Source organism: Mycobacterium sp. MFM001 (assembly GCF_003402475.1).
GTDB lineage: Bacteria > Actinomycetota > Actinomycetes > Mycobacteriales > Mycobacteriaceae > Mycobacterium.
On the sequence record NZ_BFAB01000004.1, the window covers coordinates 196,137 to 219,676 of the forward strand.

At 65.2% G+C, this 23,540-nt stretch carries 28 protein-coding genes; 9 read left to right on the top strand and 19 right to left on the bottom strand.

Annotation, left to right across the window (positions count from 1 at the left end):
- Window positions 1–4: 4 nt before the first annotated feature.
- Window positions 5–799: an acyl-[acyl-carrier-protein] thioesterase gene (locus MFM001_RS09065; RefSeq protein WP_116374924.1), complete on the bottom strand. Its 795-nt coding sequence runs from the start codon at window positions 797–799 to the stop codon at window positions 5–7.
- Between the two features lie 128 nt (window positions 800–927).
- Between MFM001_RS09065 and ramB the strand changes: the two genes are divergently transcribed.
- Entirely contained in the window at window positions 928–2,340 is a 1,413-nt protein-coding gene (gene ramB / locus MFM001_RS09070) for an acetate metabolism transcriptional regulator RamB (protein WP_116374925.1), read from the top strand.
- Window positions 2,337–2,885, top strand: a complete 549-nt coding sequence (locus tag MFM001_RS09075; protein WP_116374926.1) for a carboxymuconolactone decarboxylase family protein — start codon at window positions 2,337–2,339, stop codon at window positions 2,883–2,885. Before ramB ends, MFM001_RS09075 begins: the two co-directional genes overlap by 4 nt.
- Here MFM001_RS09075 and MFM001_RS09080 read toward each other — a convergent pair.
- From MFM001_RS09080 to MFM001_RS09105, 6 genes are all read right to left on the bottom strand, one after another.
- Entirely contained in the window at window positions 2,873–3,148 is a 276-nt protein-coding gene (locus tag MFM001_RS09080) for a hypothetical protein (RefSeq protein WP_238159042.1), read from the bottom strand. The two genes, MFM001_RS09075 and MFM001_RS09080, sit on opposite strands and share 13 nt — an antisense overlap.
- Before the next feature lie 5 nt (window positions 3,149–3,153).
- Entirely contained in the window at window positions 3,154–4,548 is a 1,395-nt protein-coding gene (lpdA, locus tag MFM001_RS09085) for a dihydrolipoyl dehydrogenase (RefSeq protein ID WP_116374927.1), read from the bottom strand.
- Window positions 4,549–4,572: 24 nt separating this feature from the next.
- On the bottom strand, window positions 4,573–4,938 hold the full coding sequence (locus MFM001_RS09090) for a hypothetical protein (RefSeq protein WP_371685484.1): 366 nt from the start codon (window positions 4,936–4,938) through the stop codon (window positions 4,573–4,575).
- 103 nt (window positions 4,939–5,041) lie between these two features.
- Window positions 5,042–5,320, bottom strand: a complete 279-nt coding sequence (locus MFM001_RS09095) for a putative holin (RefSeq protein ID WP_116374929.1) — start codon at window positions 5,318–5,320, stop codon at window positions 5,042–5,044.
- Window positions 5,321–5,350: 30 nt separating this feature from the next.
- Window positions 5,351–5,830: a DUF779 domain-containing protein gene (locus tag MFM001_RS09100; RefSeq protein WP_116374930.1), complete on the bottom strand. Its 480-nt coding sequence runs from the start codon at window positions 5,828–5,830 to the stop codon at window positions 5,351–5,353.
- A complete protein-coding gene (locus tag MFM001_RS09105) occupies window positions 5,830–7,353 on the bottom strand; it encodes an aldehyde dehydrogenase family protein (RefSeq protein WP_116374931.1) in 1,524 nt (507 codons plus the stop codon). Before MFM001_RS09105 ends, MFM001_RS09100 begins: the two co-directional genes overlap by 1 nt.
- A 56-nt stretch (window positions 7,354–7,409) precedes the next feature.
- On the opposite strand from MFM001_RS09105, the gene MFM001_RS09110 reads away from it, so the two are divergent.
- From MFM001_RS09110 to mca, 4 genes are all read left to right on the top strand, one after another.
- On the top strand, window positions 7,410–9,425 hold the full coding sequence (locus MFM001_RS09110; RefSeq protein WP_116374932.1) for a prolyl oligopeptidase family protein: 2,016 nt from the start codon (window positions 7,410–7,412) through the stop codon (window positions 9,423–9,425).
- A gap of 263 nt (window positions 9,426–9,688) precedes the next feature.
- Window positions 9,689–10,105, top strand: a complete 417-nt coding sequence (locus MFM001_RS09115) for a hypothetical protein (RefSeq protein WP_238159043.1) — start codon at window positions 9,689–9,691, stop codon at window positions 10,103–10,105.
- A 117-nt stretch (window positions 10,106–10,222) separates the two neighbouring features.
- Window positions 10,223–10,912 (top strand): hypothetical protein, encoded by a 690-nt coding sequence (locus MFM001_RS24805; RefSeq protein ID WP_238159045.1) that lies wholly within the window; start codon window positions 10,223–10,225, stop codon window positions 10,910–10,912.
- A gap of 7 nt (window positions 10,913–10,919) precedes the next feature.
- Window positions 10,920–11,831 carry a mycothiol conjugate amidase Mca gene (mca, locus tag MFM001_RS09125; protein WP_116374933.1) on the top strand — a complete coding sequence of 304 codons (912 nt, stop codon included), beginning with the start codon at window positions 10,920–10,922 and terminating at the stop codon, window positions 11,829–11,831.
- On the opposite strand, the gene MFM001_RS09130 is transcribed toward mca, so the two are convergent.
- The 8 genes from MFM001_RS09130 to MFM001_RS09165 form a co-directional block, all read right to left on the bottom strand.
- The gene (locus MFM001_RS09130; protein WP_116374934.1) at window positions 11,828–12,388 is read right to left on the bottom strand and encodes a DinB family protein; all 561 of its coding nucleotides are present in this window, start codon (window positions 12,386–12,388) and stop codon (window positions 11,828–11,830) included. The genes mca and MFM001_RS09130 overlap by 4 nt on opposite strands.
- Window positions 12,385–13,446, bottom strand: coding sequence for a 3-deoxy-7-phosphoheptulonate synthase (locus MFM001_RS09135; RefSeq protein ID WP_116374935.1), 1,062 nt, complete (start codon window positions 13,444–13,446; stop codon window positions 12,385–12,387). The genes MFM001_RS09130 and MFM001_RS09135 overlap by 4 nt, the downstream gene beginning before the upstream one ends.
- A gap of 227 nt (window positions 13,447–13,673) precedes the next feature.
- On the bottom strand, window positions 13,674–14,252 hold the full coding sequence (locus MFM001_RS09140) for a pyridoxamine 5'-phosphate oxidase family protein (RefSeq protein ID WP_116374936.1): 579 nt from the start codon (window positions 14,250–14,252) through the stop codon (window positions 13,674–13,676).
- Window positions 14,253–14,397: 145 nt separating this feature from the next.
- Window positions 14,398–14,835, bottom strand: coding sequence for a GNAT family N-acetyltransferase (locus tag MFM001_RS09145; protein ID WP_238159047.1), 438 nt, complete (start codon window positions 14,833–14,835; stop codon window positions 14,398–14,400).
- Window positions 14,836–14,884: 49 nt separating this feature from the next.
- Window positions 14,885–15,262 carry a nuclear transport factor 2 family protein gene (locus MFM001_RS09150; protein ID WP_116374938.1) on the bottom strand — a complete coding sequence of 126 codons (378 nt, stop codon included), beginning with the start codon at window positions 15,260–15,262 and terminating at the stop codon, window positions 14,885–14,887.
- Window positions 15,263–15,355: 93 nt separating this feature from the next.
- On the bottom strand, window positions 15,356–16,882 hold the full coding sequence (locus tag MFM001_RS09155; protein ID WP_116374939.1) for an MFS transporter: 1,527 nt from the start codon (window positions 16,880–16,882) through the stop codon (window positions 15,356–15,358).
- Window positions 16,872–17,219 (bottom strand): TfoX/Sxy family protein, encoded by a 348-nt coding sequence (locus tag MFM001_RS09160; protein ID WP_116374940.1) that lies wholly within the window; start codon window positions 17,217–17,219, stop codon window positions 16,872–16,874. Before MFM001_RS09160 ends, MFM001_RS09155 begins: the two co-directional genes overlap by 11 nt.
- Complete coding sequence (locus tag MFM001_RS09165; protein WP_202864134.1) at window positions 17,219–17,428, bottom strand: alpha/beta fold hydrolase; 210 nt, start codon at window positions 17,426–17,428, stop codon at window positions 17,219–17,221. The genes MFM001_RS09160 and MFM001_RS09165 overlap by 1 nt, the downstream gene beginning before the upstream one ends.
- A 44-nt stretch (window positions 17,429–17,472) precedes the next feature.
- Between MFM001_RS09165 and MFM001_RS09170 the strand changes: the two genes are divergently transcribed.
- The gene (locus MFM001_RS09170) at window positions 17,473–18,126 is read left to right on the top strand and encodes a helix-turn-helix domain-containing protein (RefSeq protein ID WP_238159048.1); all 654 of its coding nucleotides are present in this window, start codon (window positions 17,473–17,475) and stop codon (window positions 18,124–18,126) included.
- 196 nt (window positions 18,127–18,322) lie between these two features.
- Window positions 18,323–18,502, top strand: a complete 180-nt coding sequence (locus tag MFM001_RS24480) for a hypothetical protein (RefSeq protein ID WP_160118004.1) — start codon at window positions 18,323–18,325, stop codon at window positions 18,500–18,502.
- A 10-nt stretch (window positions 18,503–18,512) separates the two neighbouring features.
- On the opposite strand, the gene MFM001_RS09180 is transcribed toward MFM001_RS24480, so the two are convergent.
- A complete protein-coding gene (locus MFM001_RS09180; protein ID WP_116374943.1) occupies window positions 18,513–19,388 on the bottom strand; it encodes an alpha/beta fold hydrolase in 876 nt (291 codons plus the stop codon).
- 80 nt (window positions 19,389–19,468) lie between these two features.
- Between MFM001_RS09180 and MFM001_RS09185 the strand changes: the two genes are divergently transcribed.
- Window positions 19,469–19,912 (top strand): STAS/SEC14 domain-containing protein, encoded by a 444-nt coding sequence (locus MFM001_RS09185; RefSeq protein ID WP_238159050.1) that lies wholly within the window; start codon window positions 19,469–19,471, stop codon window positions 19,910–19,912.
- Here MFM001_RS09185 and MFM001_RS09190 read toward each other — a convergent pair.
- The 3 genes from MFM001_RS09190 to MFM001_RS09200 are packed head-to-tail and all read right to left on the bottom strand — an operon-like array spanning window position 19,909 to window position 23,485.
- Window positions 19,909–21,117, bottom strand: a complete 1,209-nt coding sequence (locus MFM001_RS09190) for an FAD-dependent oxidoreductase (protein ID WP_116374945.1) — start codon at window positions 21,115–21,117, stop codon at window positions 19,909–19,911. The two genes, MFM001_RS09185 and MFM001_RS09190, sit on opposite strands and share 4 nt — an antisense overlap.
- A gap of 25 nt (window positions 21,118–21,142) precedes the next feature.
- Window positions 21,143–22,159 carry a beta-ketoacyl-ACP synthase III gene (locus MFM001_RS09195; RefSeq protein ID WP_116374946.1) on the bottom strand — a complete coding sequence of 339 codons (1,017 nt, stop codon included), beginning with the start codon at window positions 22,157–22,159 and terminating at the stop codon, window positions 21,143–21,145.
- 18 nt (window positions 22,160–22,177) lie between these two features.
- Complete coding sequence (locus MFM001_RS09200) at window positions 22,178–23,485, bottom strand: sensor histidine kinase KdpD (RefSeq protein ID WP_116375088.1); 1,308 nt, start codon at window positions 23,483–23,485, stop codon at window positions 22,178–22,180.
- Between the last annotated feature and the right edge of the window lie 55 nt (window positions 23,486–23,540).

The following is a 23,540-nucleotide window of genomic DNA, read 5'->3' on the forward strand; positions in this document are numbered from 1 at the left end:
ATAGCTAAAGCGAGAAGATGGACGCGACCGCTTTGGTCTCATCGCCGACGGCGTATGTGAGCGTTGTAACAGTGCGGTCCACCAGGCCGGGACCGAATTGGTCGGTGGAGCCGGGCGGGAAGACGTGCGAGATGATCTCCAGCTTGTCGCCGAGAGCGACGGGCGCGTCGTGCTCGATGGTCACTCGCAGCGGTACCTTGAACAGCTCCGGGTGAGATGCCAGGTAGTCCTCGATGACACTCCAGTACACCGAGTTGTTCATGTGGTCGAACAGGTCGATGTCGGTGACGCGGACCGGGTACTCGTGGATTTCCAGGGCGTCATCGCGGCTGCCGGCGCTCAGATACGCCTTCCACCGCAGCCGGTCGACGTCGGTCGTGCGCTGCAGGCCCTCGAGGAAGTCGTCGGCGATGCGCGCCGGCCCCTGGGTTTCCCGATTGATGTTGATCCAGAACGCCTCGGACTCCATCAGCCCGCCCTTGCGCCCGTCGATGCGGACCCGCATCTCGCACCACCGGTTCGACGTCCCCGAGCACCAGCGGCGCAACCGCAGCATGTCCTGAAACTCGATCGGGCGAATCAGGTCGATCATGGTGCGCCGGACGATCCACAGCGGATGGGTTTCCTCGAAACCCAACTCGCGCAAGTGATCCTGGCCGATGTCCTGAATGTGGCGGGTGGCGGCATCGAAGCGCAGCCGGCCCTCGCGGTCGATGTCGGCGACCCGCAGCGGCCATTCCCGGTCGAACACGTCGGGGTGGCCGTCCGGCACCGGCATCATCTGTTTGTCCAGGCTCACGGCTTCACTCCCGGTTGCTTTCCCCTGCCCTGCAGCGAATCATGCCAAACGACCACGATGCGCCGCCAATCTCCGCCGCCGTGCAAACTCTGCTAACCGCATCTTCGCAACACCGGTAGCCTGGTCGCGTGTCCAAGACGTTCGTCGGCTCCCGCGTTCGGCAGCTGCGCAGCGAGCGCGGATTCAGTCAGGCCGCACTCGCGCAGATGCTGGAGATCTCGCCCAGCTACCTCAACCAGATCGAGCACGACGTCCGCCCGCTGACGGTGGCCGTGCTGCTGCGGATCACCGAGGTGTTCGGGGTGGACGCGACGTTCTTCGCCTCGCAGGACGACACCCGGCTGGTCGCCGAACTGCGTGAGGTGACCATGGACCGCGACCTCGACGTCGACGTCGACCTGCCCGAGGTCGCCGAAATGGTCAACGTCCACCCGAAGCTGGCCCGCGCGATGGTCAACCTGCATCGCCGCTACCGGCTCACCACCGCCCAGTTGGCCGCCGCCACCGAGGAGCGCTACTCCGACGGCAGCGGCACCGGTTTGCTCACGATGCCGCACGAAGAGGTGCGCGACTACTTCTACCAACGGCAGAACTACCTGCACGAACTGGACACCGCCGCCGAGGATCTGACCGCCCGGATGCGGATGCACCGCGGCGATCTGGCCGGCGAGATCGCCCGTCGCCTCACCGAGGTGCACGGCGTGCACATCAACAAGCGCATCGACCTCGGCGACACGGTGCTGCACCGCTACGACCCGGATACCAAGACGCTGGAGATCAGCAACCATCTCTCGTCGGGGCAGCAGGTGTTCAAGATGGCGGCCGAACTGGCATATCTGGAGTTCGGCGACCTGATCGACCGCATGGTCACCGAGGGCAAGTTCACTTCCGAGGAGTCGCGCACGCTGGCGCGGCTCGGGCTGGCGAATTACTTTGCCGCAGCGGCGGTCTTGCCGTACCGGCAGTTTCTCGACATGGCCGAGAACTTCCGCTACGACATCGAGCGGCTCTCGTCGTTCTACTCGGTCAGCTACGAGACGATCGGGCACCGGCTGTCCACCATGCAGCGGCCGTCGATGCGTGGCGTGCCGTTCTCGTTCATCCGCGTCGACCGGGCCGGCAACATGTCAAAACGCCAGTCCGCCACGGGTTTTCACTTCTCCTCCAGCGGTGGCACATGCCCGCTGTGGAACGTCTACGAGACCTTTGCCAACCCGGGCAAGATCCTGGTGCAGATCGCCCAGATGCCCGACGGGCGCAACTACATGTGGGTGGCCCGCACCGTGGAGCGACGGGCATCGCGGTATGGTCAGCCCGGTAAGACCTTCGCGATCGGGCTGGGCTGCGAACTCCGGCACGCCCACCGGCTCGTCTACTCGGAAGGACTCGATTTGTCCGGCGACAACGCCACACCGATCGGCGCGGGCTGCCGGGTCTGCGAACGCGACAACTGCCCGCAGCGGGCCTTCCCGGCGCTGGGCCGCGCACTCGACCTCGACGAACACCGCAGCACGGTGTCGCCGTATCTGGTGAAGCAATGACGGGCACGGCCGTCGGGCGCATCCCGTCGGGAGGTTTCCGCGAGCTGGGGCCGGTCAACTGGGTGCTGGCCAAGCTGGGCGCCCGCACCGTCCGGGCGCCCGAGTTCCATTTGTTCACCACCTTGGGGCAGCGCCAACTGCTGTTCTGGGCCTGGGCTTTCTACGGCGCCCGGCTGCTCCGCGGACGGCTGCCGGCCATCGACACCGAGTTGGTGATCCTGCGGGTCGCGCATTTGCGATCGTGCGAATACGAGCTGCAGCACCATCGCCGGATCGCGCGCAAGCGGGGGCTCGACGCGGACATGCAGGCCGCGATTTTCGCCTACCCGGACGCCGCGGACGTCTTCAGCGCCCGGCAGCGGGCGCTGCTGGCGGCCACCGACGAGTTCGTCACGCAACGCACGGTCACCGACGGCACCTGGCAGCAGTTGGCTGCTCACCTAGATCGCCGTCAGCTCATCGAATTCTGTTTGCTGGCAAGCCAATACGACGGACTGGCGGCCACCATGTCGGCCCTCGACATCCCGTTGGATCACCCGGAGTAAGTCGCCGCCAGCACACCCAGCGTCAGCGCAACCGGAAGAATGGGCAGCCCAAAGACGAACGCCGCCAACGAATAATTGCGTTGCCGACGCAGCCGCTGTCCCCGCACCACACTCCAGATCGCCAGCAGCACCGACAGCGCGAGGACGACCAGACTCCAGCTACTCACGGTGCCCAACGCGGCACCGATCGACGTCGCCACCAGCCATCCGACGTAGCCGACAAGCATTCCGCGAGCGGCACTCCAGACGGTCTCGGCAGCCACGGCGTTCAGAAGTTGATCATGTGTCCGGTCAGGCCGTGGAAGCATTCCTGCAGCGCCTCCGACATCGTCGGATGGGTATGGACGTTGCGCGCCAACTCGTTTGCGGTCAGATCCCATTTCTGCGCCAGGGTCAGCTCGGGCAGCAACTCGGAGACGTCGTGGCCGATCAGATGTCCGCCGAGCAGCTCGCCGTAGCGGGCGTCGGCCACCAGCTTGACGAACCCGCTCGGATCCCCGAGGCCGTGCGCCTTGCCGTTGGCGGTGAACGGGAACTTGGCGACCTTGACGTCGTACCCCTCGTCGCGGGCCTGTTCTTCGGTGAGGCCGAAGCTGGCGACCTGCGGCTGGCAGAACGTCGCGCGCGGCAGCATCCGGTAGTCGCCGAGCGTCAAAGTCTCTGCGCCGCCGATGGTTTCGGCGGCCACCACGCCCTGGGCCTCGGCAACGTGCGCCAGCTGCAGCAGCCCGGTGACGTCCCCGATTGCGTAGATGTGCGGCACGGACGTGCGCATGTTGTCGTTGATGCCGATCGCCTTGCGGTCGGTCAGCTCTACCCCGGCCGCCTCGAGGCCGTAGCCTTCGACGTTGGGTGCAAAACCGATGGCCTGCAACACTTTATCGGCTTTGAGGTCCTGCGACTGGCCGTCCTTGCTGACGGTGACGGTGACCTGCGCGCCGTCGTCGTTCATGCCCTCCACTTTGGTGCCGGTGAGGATCTTGACGCCCAGCTTCTTGAACTGCTTTTCGATCTCCTTGGACACCTCGGCGTCTTCGTTGGGCAAGGCGCGCGGCAGGAATTCGACGATGGTCACGTCGACGCCGTAGTTGGCCAGCACGTAGCCGAACTCCATGCCGATGGCGCCGGCGCCGGCGATGATGATCGAGCCGGGCAGTTCCCGGGACAGGATCTGTTCCTCGTAGGTGACGACGTTTTGGGAGAGCGACGTGCCCGGCACCAGTCGGGTGCTGCTACCGGTCGCGATGATCGCGTTGTCGAAGGTGACCGTGTCGGTGCCGCCGTCGTTGAGCTCGACAGACAGCGTATTGGGGTCGGTAAACCGTCCGTAGCCGTGGATTTCGGTGATCTTGTTCTTCTTCATCAAGAAATGCACACCGGCGACGCGGCCCTCGGCCACCTTGCGGCTGCGGTCGTAGGCGATGCCGTAGTCGAAGGAGGCATCGCCGTTGATCCCGAAGGTCTTGGCTTCCTTGGTGAAGATGTGCACCAGCTCGGCGTTGCGCAGCAGCGCCTTGGACGGGATGCAGCCGACGTTGAGGCACACGCCGCCCCAGTATTTGGGTTCGACGATTGCGGTGTTCAGCCCCAGCTGGGCAGCGCGGATCGCGGCGACGTAACCGCCGGGGCCGGCTCCGAGGACGACGACGTCATAGTGAGTCACGGGCACTACCCTAACGGGCGCGCGTTAGTAGGGAACGATGCCGACCAGGCAAGGCCCTGTCGTGTGGTCGCAGTAGAAGGCGCCGTAGAACGGCGCCGCGGCGGCCACGGAGGCGAACACCGCCGACATCATCGCGATCCCCAGCGCCGACAGCAGCGGCCGGTCGGACACCATCGCCAGCATCAGGCCGGCCACGGTGCACACCACGACGTAGACCAGCGTCACGAAGACGACCGGGGTCTTGTGCGGCGAGGGGTCCCGCGTCCACCAGTAGAAGAGTCCCGCTCCGATCGCGGCGGCGGGGATCCACACCGCGACGAGCATCAGCACGTAGTGCCACCACTTCAGGTAGTGATAGCGGCTGGGCACGGTGATCGACGGCGCCGGCACCGGAATGGGCTCGAGCTGTGGCGCATCGAGGGTCTCCAGCGCGGGGCGCGCGCCGGTGTCGAAGGCCGGCGTGTAGGGCTCGGTCCTGGGGAGGGATTCGTCGTCAGACAGGGGTCATCACCTCCATCAGCGCGAGCACACCGAACCACCCCGGCGCCACCGCAAGCGTGAATGCTCCCAGTGCGGTCACCCACCGTTGCCGGGACATCAGGATCAGCAGCAGCCCTGCGACGCTGGGCAATCCGACCACCAGCGCGATGACGACGTCGGGCCGGATTCGCGCGCTGACCAGCAAGGTGGCCGCTGTGCCCGCTAGCGCCCCTACCGCAGTTCCGACCAGCATTGCGCTGGTCAGCATCCAGGGGCGCGGAAGCGGGATCACGACTTACGACGATACTGCGGTAGCTGCCAGCTAGCGCGGTACGCGATCGGCGCGCCCTCGCGGTATCGGGCACGCGTCGGCGGCTTCGGCCACCACTGGGCTCCGGGCGGATGGCCGCTCACCGCGGGCGTAGCCGGCGCCGGTAATCGGCTCGGCCAGCGCCGCGTTCTCGTCGTCGCTGAAGGCCCGCCCGCGGGACAGGAAACGCATGCCCTCCGGGGCTTCCAGGCTGAAGCCGCCGCCGCGGCCGGGCACGACGTCGATCACGAGCTGGGTGTGCTTCCACGCGTCGAACTGCGGCCCGGAGATCCACACCGGCACGCCATCCCCCACGTCGAGCACTCCGAGCAGCACGTCGCGGTCGCCGACGATGAAGTCGCCGTCCGGGTAGCACATCGGCGAGGACCCGTCGCAGCAGCCGCCGGACTGGTGAAACATCACCGGGCCGTGCCGCTCGACCAGCTCACCCAGCAGGTTCGCCGCGGCGGCGGTGATCACCACGCGGTCCATCAGAAGAAGCCGAGCGCCTTGTCGGAGTAGGACACCATCAGGTTCTTGGTGTTCTGGTAGTGGTCGAGCACCACCTTGTGGTTCTCCCGCCCGAAGCCGGACTGCTTGTAGCCGCCGAAGGCCGCGTGCGCGGGGTAGACGTGGTAGCAGTTGACCCACACCCGGCCGGCCTGGATGTCGCGGCCCGCCCGGTAGGCGGTGTTGCCGTCGCGTGACCACACGCCGGCACCCAGGCCGTAGAGGGTGTCGTTGGCGATGTCGATGGCGTCGTCGTAGTCCTTGAATGACGTCACCGCCACCACCGGCCCGAAGATCTCCTCCTGGAAGATCCGCATCTTGTTGTTGCCGGCGAAGATGGTCGGCTGCATGTAGTAGCCGCCGGACAGGTCGCCGCCGAGTTCGGCGCGCTCACCGCCGGTGACGACCTTGGCACCCTCGTCCTTGCCAATCTCGATGTAGGACAAGATCTTTTCGAGTTGGTCGTTGGAGGCCTGCGAGCCCAGCATGGTCTCGGTGTCCAAGGGGTCGCCCTGCCGGACCGCCTTGGTGCGGATGGCGGCGAGTTCCAGGAACTCGTCGTAGATGTCGGCCTGGATCAGGCTGCGCGACGGGCACGTGCACACCTCGCCCTGGTTCAGGGCGAACATCGTGAAGCCTTCCAGTGCCTTGTCCTGGAAATTGTCGTTCGCAGCCATCACGTCGGAGAAGAAGATGTTGGGGCTCTTGCCGCCGAGCTCCAGCGTGACTGGGATCAGGTTCTGGCTGGCGTACTGCATGATCAGCCGCCCGGTGGTGGTCTCGCCGGTGAAAGCGACCTTGGCGATCCGGTGGCTCGACGCCAGCGGCTTGCCGGCTTCGGCGCCGAATCCGTTGACCACGTTGACCACCCCGGCCGGCAGCAGGTCCCCGATCAGGCTCATCAGGTAGAGAATGGACGCCGGGGTCTGCTCGGCCGGTTTGAGCACGACGGTGTTGCCGGCCGCCAGTGCCGGCGCCAGCTTCCAGGCGCCCATCAGGATCGGGAAGTTCCACGGAATGATCTGTCCCACCACGCCCAGCGGCTCGTGGAAGTGGTAGGCGACGGTGTCCTCGTCGATCTGGGAGAGCGTGCCCTCCTGGGCCCGAATGGCGGCGGCGAAATAGCGGAAATGGTCGGCCGCCAACGGGATATCGGCACTGAGCGCCTCGCGGATCGGTTTGCCGTTGTCCCAGGCTTCGGCCAGCGCCAGCTTGTCCCGGTTGGCGTCGATGCGGTCGGCGATCTTGTAGAGAATCGCGGCCCGCTCCGCCGGGGCGGTCTTGCCCCACTTCGGCGCCGCCGCGTGCGCGGCATCGAGTGCCTTGTCGATGTCGGTCTCGTCGGAGCGCGGCACCTCGCAGAACGTCTGACCGGTGACCGGCGTCGGATTCTCGAAGTAGCGGCCCTGGGACGGCGCCACCCACTCGCCGCCGATGAAGTTCTGGTACCGGGATTCGTAGCTCATCAGCGCCCCGTCGGACCCCGGACGTGCAAAGACGGTCATCGTTTCAGCTCCTCTTTGTTTCCCGTGACACAGCTCACACTACCGCTGCGGCGACAATGACTTCCATGGCTGCTCCTGAGCTCGACGACCCGTATCTGTGGCTCGAAGACATCACCGGTGGCGACGCGCTGGACTGGGTGCGCGCCCGCAACGAGCCGACGGTGGCGGAATTCGGCGGTCCGGACTTCGAGCGGATGCGTGCCGAGGCTCTGGAGGTGCTCGACACCGACGCCCGCATCCCGTATGTGCGCCGCCGCGGCGAGTACCTGTACAACTTCTGGCGCGACGCGGCCAACCCGCGCGGGCTGTGGCGGCGAACCACGCTGGACAGCTACCGCAGTGACTCGCCGGAGTGGGATGTGCTGATCGACGTCGACGAGTTGGGTCGCGTCGACGACGAGAACTGGGTGTGGGGCGGCGCTGTCGTGATTCGGCCCGACTACACCCGCGCACTGGTCAGCCTGTCGCGTGGCGGCTCGGACGCGACGGTCGTGCGTGAATTCGGTATGGCGACACGGGAATTCGTTGGCGACGGGTTCGAGTTGCCGGAGGCGAAGTCTCAGGTCAGCTGGGCCGATCGCGATACGGTGCTGGTGGGCACCGACTTCGGTGAAGGCTCGCTCACCGAATCCGGCTACCCGCGAATAGTCAAGAGGTGGCAGCGGGGCACACCACTGACCGACGCGGAAACGATCTTCGAAGGATCCCGCACCGACGTCAACGTGTCGGGGAGCGTGGACCGCACGCCCGGCTTCGAGCGCACCTTTATAGCGCGCGCCGTCGACTTCTGGAACTCACAGAACTACGAGCTGCGCGGCGACGAGCTGATCCGCATCGACGCGCCCACCGACGCGACGGTCTCCGTGCACCGGCAGTGGCTGCTGATCGAGCTGCGCACCGACTGGTTCACCGGCAGCACCTCGTATGCGGCAGGCTCGCTGCTGGCCGCCGACTATGACGAATTCCTCGCCGGCACAGCAGAGTTGACTGTGGTGTTCGAGCCCGACGAGCACACCGCGCTGAACCACTACGCGTGGACCCGGGACCGGCTGGTTGTCGTCACGCTGGCCGACGTGGCCAGCCGCGTCGAAATCGTCACGCCCGGCAGCTGGGAGCGTGACGCGGTGACCGAAGTGCCGGCGAATACCAACACGGTCATCGCGGCCGCCGACGACCTCGGCGACGAGATCTTCCTGGATTCCAGTGGGTTTGACACGCCGTCGCGACTCTTGCATGGGGCCGCGGGCGGAGCGCTGCAGCAGATCAAATCCGCCCCAGCGTTTTTCGATACCGAGGGTCTGTCCGTGACACAACATTTTGTGGCGTCGGCGGACGGCACGTCGATTCCGTATTTCGTGGTGCGGCCGCGCGATGCTGTTGGCCCCACGCTGCTGGGCGGGTACGGCGGCTTCGAGGTGGCCAACACTCCCGGATACGACGGGGTGTTGGGCCGGCTGTGGCTGGCCCGTGGCGGCACCTACGTGATGGCCAACATCCGCGGCGGCGGCGAATACGGACCGACCTGGCACACTCAGGCGATGCGGGCGGGCCGGCATCTGGTGGCGGAGGACTTCGCCGCTGTGGCAACCGATTTGGTGAAGCGCGGCATCACCACCGTAGAGCAGCTCGGCGCGAGTGGAGGCAGCAACGGCGGGCTGCTGATGGGCATCATGCTGACTCAATACCCGGACCTGTTCGGTGCGCTGGTGTGCCAGGTGCCGCTGCTGGACATGCGCCGCTACCATTTGCTGCTGGCGGGTGCGTCATGGGTGGCCGAGTACGGCGATCCCGACAACCCCGAGGACTGGGAGTTCATCTCCGAATACTCGCCATACCACCATATTTCGGCTGACCGGCGATACCCGCCGGTGTTGATCACCACGTCGACCCGCGACGACCGCGTGCATCCCGGGCATGCCCGCAAGATGACCGCCGCGCTCGAGGCGGCCGGGCACCGGGTCTGGTACTACGAGAACATCGAGGGCGGGCATGCCGGGGCGGCCGACAATGCACAGGTTGCGTTCAAGTCGGCGCTGAGCTTCTCGTTCCTGTGGCGAATGCTGGGCGCTTGACAGAGCAAACAACAAAGGTGTGGTGTTGTGGCATGCGATCGCCGTACACGCTATGTGCGACGCTCGCGGTCGCGGGGGTCCTTTTCGCAGTGCCCGGCTGCACCAGGGTGCTGACCGGCACGGCCGTCCAGGGCGCTGGCGGGGCAGGCGCGAACAGCGCTGCGTGCGAGCAGGTCTCTACGCCGTTGACACCGATCCAGGCACATGGGGCCGGTGAGCCGCGGTTGCGGATTCCCCAGCCGCCAGGCTGGCAGCGTAACTCGATGCTCGATTCAGAGATCATTCGCTTCGCGATGGGAAACCAGGAACTGACTGCCGACAAGTTCACCCCCTCCGCCGTCGTAACCCTCGAATCGACGCCCGACAAGACAAAAGATCGACAAGAGATATTCGAACAGGAACGTGCGGCCTTGGTAGATCGCTTGGGGGCCACCGATGTGCGCAGCACCGAAACATCCCGCTGTGGCCAGGCGGCCTTCATCGCCAGCTTCAACGCACCGGCCATGGGCCGGATTCCGTCGCGCAAAGCCAAGACGCTCATGGTGATCGGCGCCTTTCGCGACCGCACCTACGTAGCGACCGTCACCGTGCAGTCGACAGATCCGGACAACCCCACATACACGCGCGATACAGAAACCATACTGACCGGGTTTCAAATGTTGCCGCCCGATGCCGGCTAAGGTCGGTACTCAAATTGAGGCCGCAATGCCCACAACACGGCCAGCGCACTGGATACTGCTGGCCGTGGCGTCTGGTACTACGAACTTGCCCGAAACCGTGACTTTAGGTGCAGAAGCGTGGCATTGAGCGAGGGCGTCTTACGCGTCTTCCTGATGCTCGCGGTTTTATTCCTGGGGGTCGCCTCGGCGCAGGCCCGTTACCGATACATCGCCGACCGCCGGCGCGGCCGACGATTCTTTTGGTCGTGCGCCGCCGCCGGCATTGTCTTCTTTGCGCTCGGGGTAGGCAAGATCTGGCCAAACGGGGTCTTGGCGGCGGCATCGTTTACTGCGCTCGTTGTCATGGTGGCATATGTGTCTACCCCGTACCTGAAGATCGGCGACCGGATTTACGCGCTGAGCATCCCCAACCAGCAACCAGACCTACCGATTGACGGCACCGAACCCGAACCGGCGCCACCCCCACCGGCAGACAGTTACAACGGCACTTTCACGGCGCCAAAAATGTGGTGGGTCATCGCTGTCCTGGCTTGCATGGTCGCAGCCTTCACCCACCACCTGGGCTGGACGCCGAAAGTCTGGGCGGTCGTCATCGGTGGGGTCGCCATGTCGACGCTGTCCGGATTCGGCGATGCCCGCGAAGGATTCGCGATCGCACGCCGGCAATACATCCCGTTCGTGGTGGCAAGCATCGCCTCGCTGTTTGTGTTCGCCGCATTCCCTGTCGCCTACTTGGTTGGATATCTTGCGGGACGCTGGTGGCCGCCCGACAGCGAACGCACGGTCGACGTTGAACGACGGACGTGAGGGCACTATGCGACTGATGGCGGTACATGCGCATCCAGATGACGAATCGACCAGAGGCGCAGCCACGTTGGCCAAGTACGCGGCGGAGGGTCACGATGTGCTGGTGGTGACGCTGACCGGTGGCGAACGCGGCGACATCCTCAACCCGGCGATGGACCAGCCAGCGGTCAAGGACAGCATGGCCGAGCTGCGTCGTACTGAAATGGCCAGGGCAGCAGAGATTCTGGGCGTTCAGCATCGCTGGCTCGGCTACGTCGACTCTGGGCTGTTCCATACCGGGTCGCTTCCCGCTGACTGTTTCGCTGAGATTCCTCTGGAGGAATCGACGGGGCGGCTGGTGGAGGTAATTCGCGACTTCAAGCCGCACGTCATGATCACCTACGACGAGAACGGCGGCTACCCCCATCCCGATCACATTCGCTGTCACCAGGTTTCGATGGCCGCCTTCAACGCCAGCGCTGACCTCAACGCCTATCCGGAGGCAGGAGCCCCGTGGTCGGTTCTCAAGATCTATTACATCCATCAGCCGATCCGGATAACTCTGCCGATGGTCAAGCTCGCCGGACAACTGGAGAAGCTTTCTCGAACGGTCGCCCGGCTTTTTCCTAACCGTCCACGCATGCCTCGGGTCCGCCCAGACCCTGATAGTCGAGCACTCCGATTGGTAGAAGCCTTGAGGCGCCTGCCATTGCGGCGGTCCAGCACGCTCACCGAGATCAGCTGCAGTGACTACTTCGCTGTGCGAGACGAGGCATTGCGCGCGCACGCAACCCAAGTCGATCCCAACGGAATCTTCTTCGTCATTCCGTTGGAGTGGAGGCAACGGCTCTGGCCGACGGAGAAGTTCCGGCTGGCCAGGTCCCGGGTCGCGACGTCCAGCCCGGAATCCGACCTGTTCGCAGGTATTGCTACCGACTAAGGGCGACCGCCGGCTACCGCCGCACGGATCCTCCGAATATCGGCGAGATGGTGAACACCTTCGTGCATCGCCTGGCGGACAAGCCAACGGGCAGTGCGGACTTCGCCGGGCAACCGACTGGCGGTCCGATCCCAATCCGCTGGGCCGGTGCGGGCGATTTCTTCGCAGAACCCCGCTGTCGTCGCCGCAAGCTCGTCGAGCACTGCTGCCACGTCGCGATCGTTGTAGCGGAACCGCCGGGCCCGTAGGTCGTTGAACATCGGCTCCAGCATCGGCTGGTCCTTGGTGCGGGTGCGGTGCAGCCGGATGGTGAAGGTGAGGTACACGTCGCGCAGATGGCAGACATACTCGGTGATGGACCAGACTTGCGGGCTGCGACGTCGTCGGAGCGCCTCGCGCGGGACGCCGGATAGCGATTCACGGACCTTGTCCGTCAGACCGCCGATCACCTCGACGGCCTGCTCCACGGTGATCTCCGGATAGGCCAAGGCACAATCGGCGCAAACGTGATCTTCTGCCGCGAGCGGCGGTAGTTGGCTGTCGCTAGAGGAAGTCATGTTCGGCCTTTCGCCGCGTATAGACCCGCGAGTATGTCTGCGGTGGTGGGCAAGTCCATGCACGGATCGGTCACCGATTGGCCGTATACCAACTCGGCGCTCAATGGCTGGGCGCCGGCGACGAGGAAGCTTTCCATCATGAGGCCAGCGATGCCGCGTTCGCCCGCGGCGATGCGTGCGGTCAGCTCCGCCGCGACTTTCGCCTGGCGGACATGGTCCTTGCCGGCGTTGGCATGCGAACAGTCGATCATGACGTATTCGGGCAGCCCCAGTTTGCGAAGCCGCGCAACCGCGATGGCCACAGAGGTGGCATCGTGATTGGGCCCGGCCGAACCGCCGCGCAGGATCACGTGGCAGTCGGGATTGCCCGTTGTCTCGACAACGGCTGCGCGGCCGACGTTGTCGACACCGAAAAAGCTGTGTGGTGCCGCTGCGGCTTTGACACCGTCGATCGCGACCTGGATACGGCCGTCGGTGCCGTTCTTGAATCCGACCGGCATCGATAGGCCTGATGCCAACTGGCGGTGCACTTGCGACTCCGTCGTGCGGGCGCCGATCGCGCCCCAGGCGACCGCGTCGGCGATGTACTGCGGGCTGGTGGGCTCCAGGAACTCGCATCCCACCGGCAGCCCGAGGTCGATCACGTCGAGCAGCAACCTGCGGGCGGTGCGTAGACCGCGTTCCACGTCGAAGCTGCCGTCCAGGCCGGGATCGTTGATGAGGCCCTTCCAGCCGACAGTGGTCCGCGGCTTCTCGAAGTACACCCGCATCACGATCTTCAGCCTGTCGGTGTACTTGGTGGCCAGCGCGGCGAGGCGATGCGCGTAGTCGAGCGCAGCGGCCGGGTCGTGGACTGAGCAGGGCCCGACCACGACCAGCAGTCGGTCGTCGCGACCGGTCAGGATGGCGGCGATCTCGTCGCGGTCGCGTTGGACGGCCTCGGCCTGGACCGATGTCAGCGGTTGTTCGGTGCGGATTGTGCTGGGCGCCGGGATTTCTCGGAACGTGACGATCCGGCGGTCGTTGGTGTGGACGCTTGTCGTACTACCCGTCGTCATGGGGGTTGTGCCTTCCTGTGATGGTTCAGGGCACGCCCACTGGTTCCCGATGCCCTGAAAAACGAAAAGCAGCGACCTTCTGGTCACTGCATGGGCTCCGGGTATCGGTCGTGCGCCGCCTCAGTCAGACGCTCCATCCACGGCCCCACCCGGAGCCGAGATAAAGCGCCAATAAGCGCGCACGACGATGTTCACGTCGGCGAACATATCACGTGGTGGCCGGCGCGTCACCGCTTGATCGTCGACGGCAGAGGATGATCGGGTTCCAGTGCAGGCAGGCCGTCGATGCTGTGCCCGTTGCCACCGACGATCCGATGTGCGAACTTCTCATCGGGTTGCTTGGCGTGATGCGCATCGAGCACGGGCCGTTCACCAATGAGCTCGTAGTAAGGCACCGAAAACCCACAGGCATCGGCGATCCGCTCGACATCGATCACGATAGCGGCCCGTATCCCTGGATGCTGCAGCCCGAAATATGGGCTCAGACTGTCAAATTCAGCATCGTCGGGTCTCACTACACGTCCGGTGCCGAACAGCCGCAAGATCCGGGAGTTGCGAGTAAACGAGCAGAACATGACGGTGATGCGGCCGTTGTCTCGCAGATGCGCGATGGTTTCAGCGCCGCTACCAAACAGGTCGAGGTAGGCGACAGTATGCTCGTCGAGCACCGCGAACGTATCGCGATATCCCTTGGGCGACAAGTTGACCCGACCGTCGCCGGAAGGTGCAGTAGCGACGAAGAACATGGCCTGCTGCCGAATAAACTCCTGCAGCGACTCGTCGATACGCGAAAACACCTTCGCCACGTACTCCCCCTTCCGATACCTTCCGGTGCGGTTTCCGTCTCGCAGCGTAACGGCGCGGCCTATGCGAGCGCGACTGATATTCGCCGGCTGGCTCCGGACCGCTGGCCCGCGAGTGTGCAGATACGTGCACGAAAGTTGCGGATGCTTACGAACGGACATGGGGCAGTTGACAGCGGCGCTCCATAAACGTCGCATCGGGAGCCGCGAAGTCAAACTCCTGGTACAGGTGGTGGGCGTCGGCTGTATGCAACATCCACCGGAAGCTGCGGCCCGGCCCGTCGTCAATCATGACGCGCAGCAGCCCCCGTCCGATTCCGCGGCCACGATCCTCCCGGGACACGTACACGTCAGCCAGGTAGGCCATGGCGACCCCGTCGGAGAAGGCGCGACAGAATCCCACCATCTGACCGTCCGCGGCACGGTATGCACCCACAGTCCGCCAGGCGTTATCGAGTTGCCGCTCGAACATCGCTCGGGTGCGGTATTTCGCCCAATAGGCATGCTGTGTCAGCTCACGCCACAGCCAGTCGCGATCTAAACGCGCAGCCACCGTTGAGAAGTCGATACCTTGCAGGTTCGCCAACGCCCTCTCCTGAAATCCAAACTCGGCAGGGATCCCGGCCGACCCGAGGTCAGACGGGTTGATTCCGGCGATTTGCCGGAACGAGGTAAGTTCCATGACCTTCGACGACGAGGTTCTCGACGAACCTCAGCACCTCGTTGACCATGCCATCACGCTGGTTGCGGTACGTGATTACGACCGTGTCGATCCCTTGGTAAACGCTTTCGACGGTGAACCGCAAGTCGGGGACATGGCGCAGCGCGAGAGTCCAGTAGCGGCGCAACGCGTCCTTGCCGCGAATCACTCCTCCTGTTTCCGGCAGCAGGGTGGCCGCCACCGGCGAGGTGAAGACCACATCATCGTGGAAGTGCCGAAGAACAGCCTCCACGTCGTGGGCGTTCCACGCCTGCACCCACTGCTCACTGAAGGCAACCGCATTGATATTCATTGGGCGCACTGTAGTGACCGAATCGCACAGAAGCCCACTGGTTTTCACGATAGGCAGCAGTTCGCTTCTCGGCGGTGACGCCGATCCAAGGGATTACGCCGTGTCCACGGATTCCAGCTGCTCTGCCGACATCGAGAACGGCGGGTGGAACCGTCGGCCGGGCAGCGCGACCATTCCCGCGAGCGCCGCTGCGTAGCAAAGACCCGCGACCACCGTGCAAGCCACTGCGAGGCCGGACAGGAATGCGTCCTGCGCGGCCGCGAGCAGGTTCGGATTGCCCGCTGCGATCCCGAACGCAACCGGGACCGACTCGGCGGCCTCGGCGGCCTTCCCGGTAGCCGTGAAGGCGGTGTCGAGGAGGCGGGCGCCAAAAATCGAGGAGAACACCGAGCCGACGACGGCGACACCCATCGTCGAGCCCAATTCGCGGGTGGCGTCGTTGACCGCCGAGCCGATACCCGCTCGAGCGGGCGGCAGTACGAGCATGATGGATTCCGTTGCGGGAGTGGCGATCAGCCCCATGCCCAGTCCCATCAACAGCATCTGCAAGACGATCGTCGTCCAGTAGGGCGTGTCGGCCTCGGCGCTGCCGGCGATCCACGCCATCGCGGTGCCGAACGAGATGAGCCCCGTGACCACCACTGCGCGGGTTCCCACCCGCGGAGCGAGCATCCCGCCGACCAGCGAGCCGACCGCGATCGACAGTGCGACCGGCAGGATGCGGGCACCCGTTGAGAGTGGGCTGAACTCGCGGAGAACCTGGAAGTACTGGGTGATGAGGAAAATGAACCCTGCTAACGCGAAGAATGTGACCGTTACCGCTCCGCTGGCGGCGCTGAACCGTCGATCCGTGAACAGCCGCACGTCGAGCATGGGGTGTTCGACTCGGCGCTCCAGCACCACAAAGGCCAATGCCAGACCGAGAGCGATGGCGAATCCTGTCAACGTCGCATCGCTGCGCCAGCCGCGTTCGGGGGCTTCGATAATCGTGTAGACGAGCACGCCGAGCAGGGCTACTGAGGTTGTCAGGCCACGGAGGTCCAGCACCGGCACCGAAGCATCGCGGGACTCGGGCACCAGCAGGAACCCGAGGATTGCGGCGATCAGGGCGACGGGCACCAGCGCCAAAAAGACGCTGCCCCAGTAAAAGTGCTCGAGGAGTAGCCCGCCGGAAACCGGTCCGGATGCGACGCCGATCCCGACGACTGCGCCCCATCCGCCGAGTGCCGCCGCGCGCTCGCGGCGGTCGGGGAAAGCATTGGTGATAATCGACAGCGTCGTAGGGAAAATCAGCGCGGCGAACGCCCCCATGCCGAAGCGTGCCGCGACGAGTGCGCCGGTGCTACCAACGAGCGCTCCCGCCGTGCTGGTGACCGCGAATCCGAGCAGTCCGACAAGGAGCGCCGGCCGTCGTCCATAGCGGTCCGAGAGGCTTCCCGCGGCCAGCACCAGCGCGGCGAACGTGAGGTTGTAGCCATCGACGACCCACTGCAATCCGCGTGTTTCGGCGCGGAGTTCGGTCGCGATGCTGGGCAGCGCGACGTTGACGATCGTGACGTCGAGGTTGATTGCGAGCACCGCCATGTACACCGCGACCAGGATTCCCGCCCTACGACGCATGACGGCTCCGTGAAGCGGCGGTCGCGGTTCCGATGCGGATCCACTTGGCGAGCTGCCGTTTGGTACGGAGGTGGTCGCGATCGATGTGCAGCCATCCCCGGATTGGGCGTCCCTTCATTTGCATGGGCGATGCGGTGCCGGAGGCCAGCAGGCGGTCGTAATTCGCCGGATCGACTCGCACCAGGAGGCCGCCTTGGCCGCTGGCCGCGACCGCTAGCCGGCCGGCTATGAGGAAGGCCAGTCCTCCGAACATCGTTTGTTCGTGCACTTCTGGGTTGTCGGCCAGATCGGCCAGCTGCTCGCGGATACGGGCAGCCAGGTGTGCGTCGTAGGCCACTATGCCTCCATGAGTTTGTCGCGCGCGGGCTTGCCGGCAGGTGGCTTTGGGTGCCAGTCGCGGATTGCGGCGACAAACTCCTCGGGCGCTTCGGACTCCGTGTAGAGGCCGGCGCCTTCGACGATGACGGTCTTGTGGTTGGGGTAGGTCGATTCCAGACGTTCCCGCTGCTGGGGCCTGAAGCGGAACAACTCGTCAGTGACAGTCATTAACTTGGTATACTCAAGCCAGCTTGAAAATGTCAAGGAGGATCGTGGGTCGAAGTTACGGTCAGTACTGCGGGTTGGCCCGCGCGCTCGAGGTGGTAGGCGACCGGTGGAATCTGCTCATCGTTCGCCAACTCCTCATTGCTCCGGCCCGCTATCAGGAGTTACTTGAAGGACTCCCCGGCATCGCCACCAATCTGCTCGCCGATCGGCTCCGCGATTTGGAAGCAGCCGGCGTGATCGAACGGCGGCTCGCCGAAGACAGCCGGGCTATTACGTATGCCCTCACCACTTGGGGAGCCCAACTCCGCGAGCCGATCGAGGGCCTCATCCGCTGGTCCACGCCACTCATGATCCGCGGGCCAGAAGGCGATACCTTCCCCACCGGAAGCCTCCTCGTCGCCCTGCCCGCCCTGCTCCACGGCAGGGCGCCCGCAAATCGGTCAATTGCGGTGGGTATCACCGTGAACGGCGATACCGACCGCCGAGTTGTCCAGGTGCGGGCAACGCGGTCAGGCATCGAAGTGAGCCCGCACGATGATCGAAAGCTCGACGCCGTTCTAAGCGCCGACGCCGCAATAATTCTCGGGCTGGCAGCAGGTGTGCTCGCACTCGACGACGTCCTCGGGCTCGTCGACATTCAAGGTGATGAAGCTGCCGTGCGAGCCATTTTCGGCGCACCCGCTAACGCATCCCTTTGACGCGACCTGCGAACGAAATGTCCTATGCCTAAGCCTGTTTGGGCTTCGGTAACCGGTCTAGTTGGTTGGTGGGGGGGTGCGGTTGGAAGGGGTCGTACCACCACCAGTCGGCGCGTTTGCCGAGGGGCCCAGACCACGGTGGGACATTCGGTGGGGGCTGGGTGGGTGGCCGGGCCAGTGATGCTGAGCTGAGGCGTTGGCCGTCGCCGAGATTCGCGGCAGCATCGAGGGATTCAACGTCGCGATCGTCGCCCGCCCCGACACCGACGTCGACGCGTTTCAGGCTGCCGGCGCAACATGGGCGATGCATGCCTTCTGGCCCGGCCACCGTCCCGAGCAAGTACTCCGGCTAATCGAAAGCGGCCCACCCAACTGAAACCGATCAATCACGTTTCGCGGCGCAGACAGTCGATGGCCGAGACAGTCGCGTCGATGTAGACGTCAGGGTCGGTGAGAAACACATCGTGGTCGGCGTCGATCTCGATCACCGCGGCGTCGAGCAGCTTGGCCATGAGACGTTGGTCGCGGGGCGGCACCGCTCGGTCGCGGGCGGTGACGACGACCACGGTAGGCACCTCGGCGATCGTCGCCGCATGCGGGCGAAAGTCGAAGGCGTATTCGTCGAGAATCGCATCGACGATCACCCGCGGGTGGCACAACACGAGCTCGCCGCGCAGCCATGGCCACCACGAGGTCGTGTTCGGATGGACGTCGCGCATGCGGTTGAAATAGTGCCTCGGCAATGACCGGCCGACCCCGGGGCTGCGATCCGCCAATGGGCGCAAGGCCCGCAGCACGACACGGCTGATCCGGTCGCCCGGGGTGTCGAACGACAAGGCGGTTGCCTGCAGGGTTAGTCCGGCGACGCGATCCCGGTGACGTCGTGCGAATTCCAATGCGACCGGCCCACCGAGTGAATAGCCGCACACGACGGCGCGGTCGAGCTCGAGCGCATCGAGCACCGCTGCAGCGTCGTCGGCGCACTGGGCGATGCTGAACCGTTCCGCGCGCGACAGCGGTAAGCCGCGACCGTGTCCGCGCAAGTCCATTGCGACAACGCCGAAGCGCTCCGCAAGCGGCGCCATCACATGGCAGAAGTTGAAGTCGGCCGTGATCGCCCACCCGTGCAGCAGCAATACGGGGCTTGCGCCCGGCGCGACGCGAACCACGGCCTGCCCCGTACCGCCAGGGAATTCGATCGAGCGCAGCGGCGGCAATCGGCAGCCGGTGTCCTCCGGCCCGAGTTGGTTCGGGCTGTTCATCGCTCAGCAATACCCCTGTAGGAGTTCACAAAATCCTCGTCCACCGGAAGACTGGCCACGTGCTCAAGGTACTTACGGGCGTGCCTGACAGTATCCAGGCTCTGGAGGCGGTCGGGACCGTGACGGCCGAGGACTACGCACGGGTCTTTGCACCGCTGGTCGATCAGGCTCGACGAACACAAAGCCGGATGCGGCTGCTCTACCAATTCGGCCCTGGCTTCGAGCGCATCACACCGGGCGCGCTCTGGGCCGACACCCGACTCGGGATGGGCTACGTGCGATTGCTCGACGGCTGCGCGGTCGTGAGCGACATCGATTGGATCCGCCGGCCCAGCCGTCGCATCAGCGCGTGGATGCCGTGCCCGGTGCGCGTCTATGGCAACGACGAACGCGACGACGCCGTGGCGTGGCTGGCCTCGCTACCGAGAGGCGCCGACGTGTCTGTGCGCGACATCGCCAAGGCCTACCTCGGTGGAGTGGGCGCCGCCGTCGTGAGCCTTGGGGACCTCGTCGTCACGCGCTAGACAGCGTGGACGTCGGGACTGCGGACATGCTCCGGGCGGAAGCCGCGACCGACCACGATCGGCGGTATGAATTGCAGTGGGCCACGGCCGATGATGCCTGGGATACGGATCGGCGACAGGTCCCCGCTCAAATTGGGCTCGATCGCCGCATCCTGCAGGAAAACCTGCCCGGCCTGGATGATCCGCGTCGGCAGTTCCCGACGGCGTTGCACCTTGGCGAGATCTTTATCGGTCATCCGACCGTCGCGTAGCGGGCCGTGAAGGATGTTCGCCGCGGCCACTGCATCGGCGACGGCGAGATTGATGCCGATCCCACCGGCCGGTGACATGGCGTGCGCGGCGTCGCCGATGCACAGCAGCCCAGTGCGCCACCAGGTCTTGAGCCGGTCCACCCGCACGTCGAGCTGGCTGGTGTCGTCCCAGGAGCGCAAGTCGTCGACGTGTTCGCGCAGCCGCGGCTGCACGGACACCAGGCGCTCTTTGAATTCCTCCAGCGAGCCGTCCTGCGGGTTCGCCCCTTTCGGCATCAGATACGCGACCTGCCAGTAGTCGCTGCGGTAGATCATGGCCATCAGCAGGCCTTTCCGGATGACCCCGAACAGCTCCTCGGGATCGTCCGGACGCCATTTCAGCCGGAACCACAGCACATCCATCGGGGAGTGCGCGCTGGCGACCTCCAAACCCGCCGCGGCCCGCACGGCCGACTTGCGACCGTCCGCGCCCACCACGAGTTCGGCACGCGCCTCCAGCTCCGGCGTGCGCACGCCCACGACCCGATCGCCGTCGAAGATGAGGTCTGTTACCTCGGCGTTCCGGATCAACGTGAATTCCGGGTAAGCAGAGGCCTTTTCGGCCAGGAAGTCGAGGAAGTCCCACTGCGGCATCAACGCGATATAGGGCTGTTTGAAGCCCAGCCATTTGAGCGCACGGAAGTTGCCAAAGGTGCGAATCGAGCCGTCTGCGTCGAAGGCCACACGGTTGATCTTGGTGTGCGGTAACCGCAGGAATTCGTCGATCAACCCCAGCTCGTCCATGATCCGCAGGGTGCTCGGATGCACGGTGTCGCCGCGGAAGTCGCGCAGGAAGTCGTTGTGCTTTTCCAAGACGACGACCTGGATGCCCGCGCGGGCAAGCAGCAGAGCGTGAACCAAACCGGCGGGACCGCCACCTGCGACGCAGACCTGGGTCTGAAGAACTCGGGTCATGGCCCGACAGTACTCGCGGATGCCCTCACTCGAACGGCACCGGCGGCATTTTCACCACTTGCGCCGCGTAGCTCAGGCCAGCGCCGTAGCCCAGCAGCAGGGCCAGGTCACCGGGTTTGGCCGCGCCGGTCGACAGCAGCTCGTCCATGGCCAACGGAACCGAGGCGGCAGAGGTGTTGCCGGTGTGCACAATGTCGTTGGCTACCACCACATGTGGCGCCAATTTGAGGCTCTTGGCCAACAGCTCGTTGATCCGGCTGTTGGCCTGATGTGGCACAAAGACTTTCAACTCGTCGGTGCTGACCTTGGCCGCCTCCAGCGCTCGCTGGCAGACCTTGGTCATTTCGAAGGCGGCCCAACGAAATACAGCGGTGCCCTCCATCCGCAGATATGGCCGTGCGCCAGAAGGGTTTTCGGTGTAGTCGATCCAGTCGATGTCTTGACGTACTGCCTCGCTTTGCCGGCCGTCGCTGCCCCACACAGTCGGACCGATGCCCTGGTCTGGCGTTTCGCCGACGACGACGGCCCCTGCGCCGTCGGCGAAGATGAAGCAGTTGCCGCGGTCGTGCATGTCCAGCGTGGGCGACAGCTTCTCCGAACCGATCACGAGGACCTTGCCGGCGCTGCCGGCCCGCACCATGTCGGCTGCGACGCCGAGCGCGTACCCGAAGCCGGCGCAGCCGACGTTGATATCGAAGGCCGGAACTCCGTGAGCGTCCACGGCGGACGCCACCATCGGCGCAGACGCTGGAGTTTGCAGGAAATGCGTGTTGGTCGCGACGATCACGGCGTCGATTTCGGCGCCGGTGAGCAGCGCGTTCGCGATGGCCCGACGTCCGGCTTCGGTCGCCATGGACGCGGCAGATTCGTCGTCGCCGGCATACCGGCGCGTCTTGATCCCGGTGCGGGTGTAGATCCACTCGTCGGACGAATCGATGTTTTCGCAGATCTCGTGATTGGTGACCACCCGGTCCGGCCGGTACGCCCCGATACTGAGTAGCCCGATCTTGCCGATGCCGGCGATCTCCGCAATCTCACTCATGGCGCGTCATCCTATGCCTCAGCCGTCGTGCGTGCCCGGGAGTCGCAACATCAGGCGGGCCCCACCCATCGGGCTTTCGCCCAATGATGCTGTGCCGCCGTGTAACTCGGCCTGCTGGGCGACCAGCGCCAGCCCCAGCCCTGAACCCGACCGGGATGCCGTCGACCCGCGGGAGAACCGCTCGAAGACCGTGGCGCGTTCCTCCTCCGGCACACCGCTGCCGTTGTCGTCGATCACGAGCTCGACGCCATAGGCGGAACTCGTTGCGCTGAGCAGGATTTCGCTGGCGCCACCGTGCTTGACCGCGTTGGCGATGGCGTTGTCGACCACCAGCCGCAGTCCCACCGGCAGCCCCACCATCAGCACAGTGGGCGACGGCACCAACGACACGTTCACCTCGGGATAGGTGCGGAGCGCGTCGTGCGCAGCCCGATCCAGTAGCTCGGTGATGTCGAACGGGACGAAATCGTCGACGGTGGTCAGCTCGCTTTGGGCCAGCCGTTCCAGCGCGGAGAGCGTCGCCTCGATGCGGCTTTGGGTGCGCATGACGTCGCCGATCACCTCTTTGCGCTGCTCTGCGGGCAGCTCGAGCGTCGAGAGCACCTCCAGGTTGGTGCGCATCGCCGTCAGCGGTGTGCGCAGTTCGTGCGAGGCGACGGCGGCAAAGTCGCGCGCCGATTCCAACGCGGCCTTGGTGCGCTGCTGCTCGTTGCCGATGCGGGCCAGCATTCCCTCGACGGCTTCGGCGATCTCCACCGCCTCCTGCACGCCGCGGACCTGCACTTCGTCGGGATTGGACTGGGCGTTGATGGCCCGCGCCTGTGATGCCAGCAGCCGGAACGGATTGACCATGACCAGCGAGATCACCCAGGCGGCCAGCACCGTGCCGATGATGACGCCGCCGCAGATCAACAGCACCCGCAGGTGCAGCTCGTTGATCCGGTGCTGCGCTTCGGCCAACGGCGCCCCGAGCGCAATCGAGGCGTGGCCGGCGTTGAAGGTGCGGACCCGGTACTCGACGCCGTTGATGGTCGTATTGGCGAAACCGTCGTCGAGCTTGGGCAGCACGATGTCGCTGGGGACCGACACCGTCATGGGACCGATCCGTGCGGTGCGCACCAGATCGCTGTTCGCGGTGGGCTGGTCCGGGTTGCTCAGCAGCGTGCTGATGTCCCCCAGGCTGCTGACCGAGTCGAGCCGTCGGTCCAGCTGGCTGTGCTGGTCGTTGGTGACGCCGAACCAGACCCAGGCGCCGAGTGTTAGGACAAGAGCGATCACCGAAAGCGCACCGACCACGACGATGGTGCGCAGCGACAGCATCCGCATCAGCAGCCGATACACCCGATTGCCCGATTCCACGAGGACACATCTTGCCCGACGT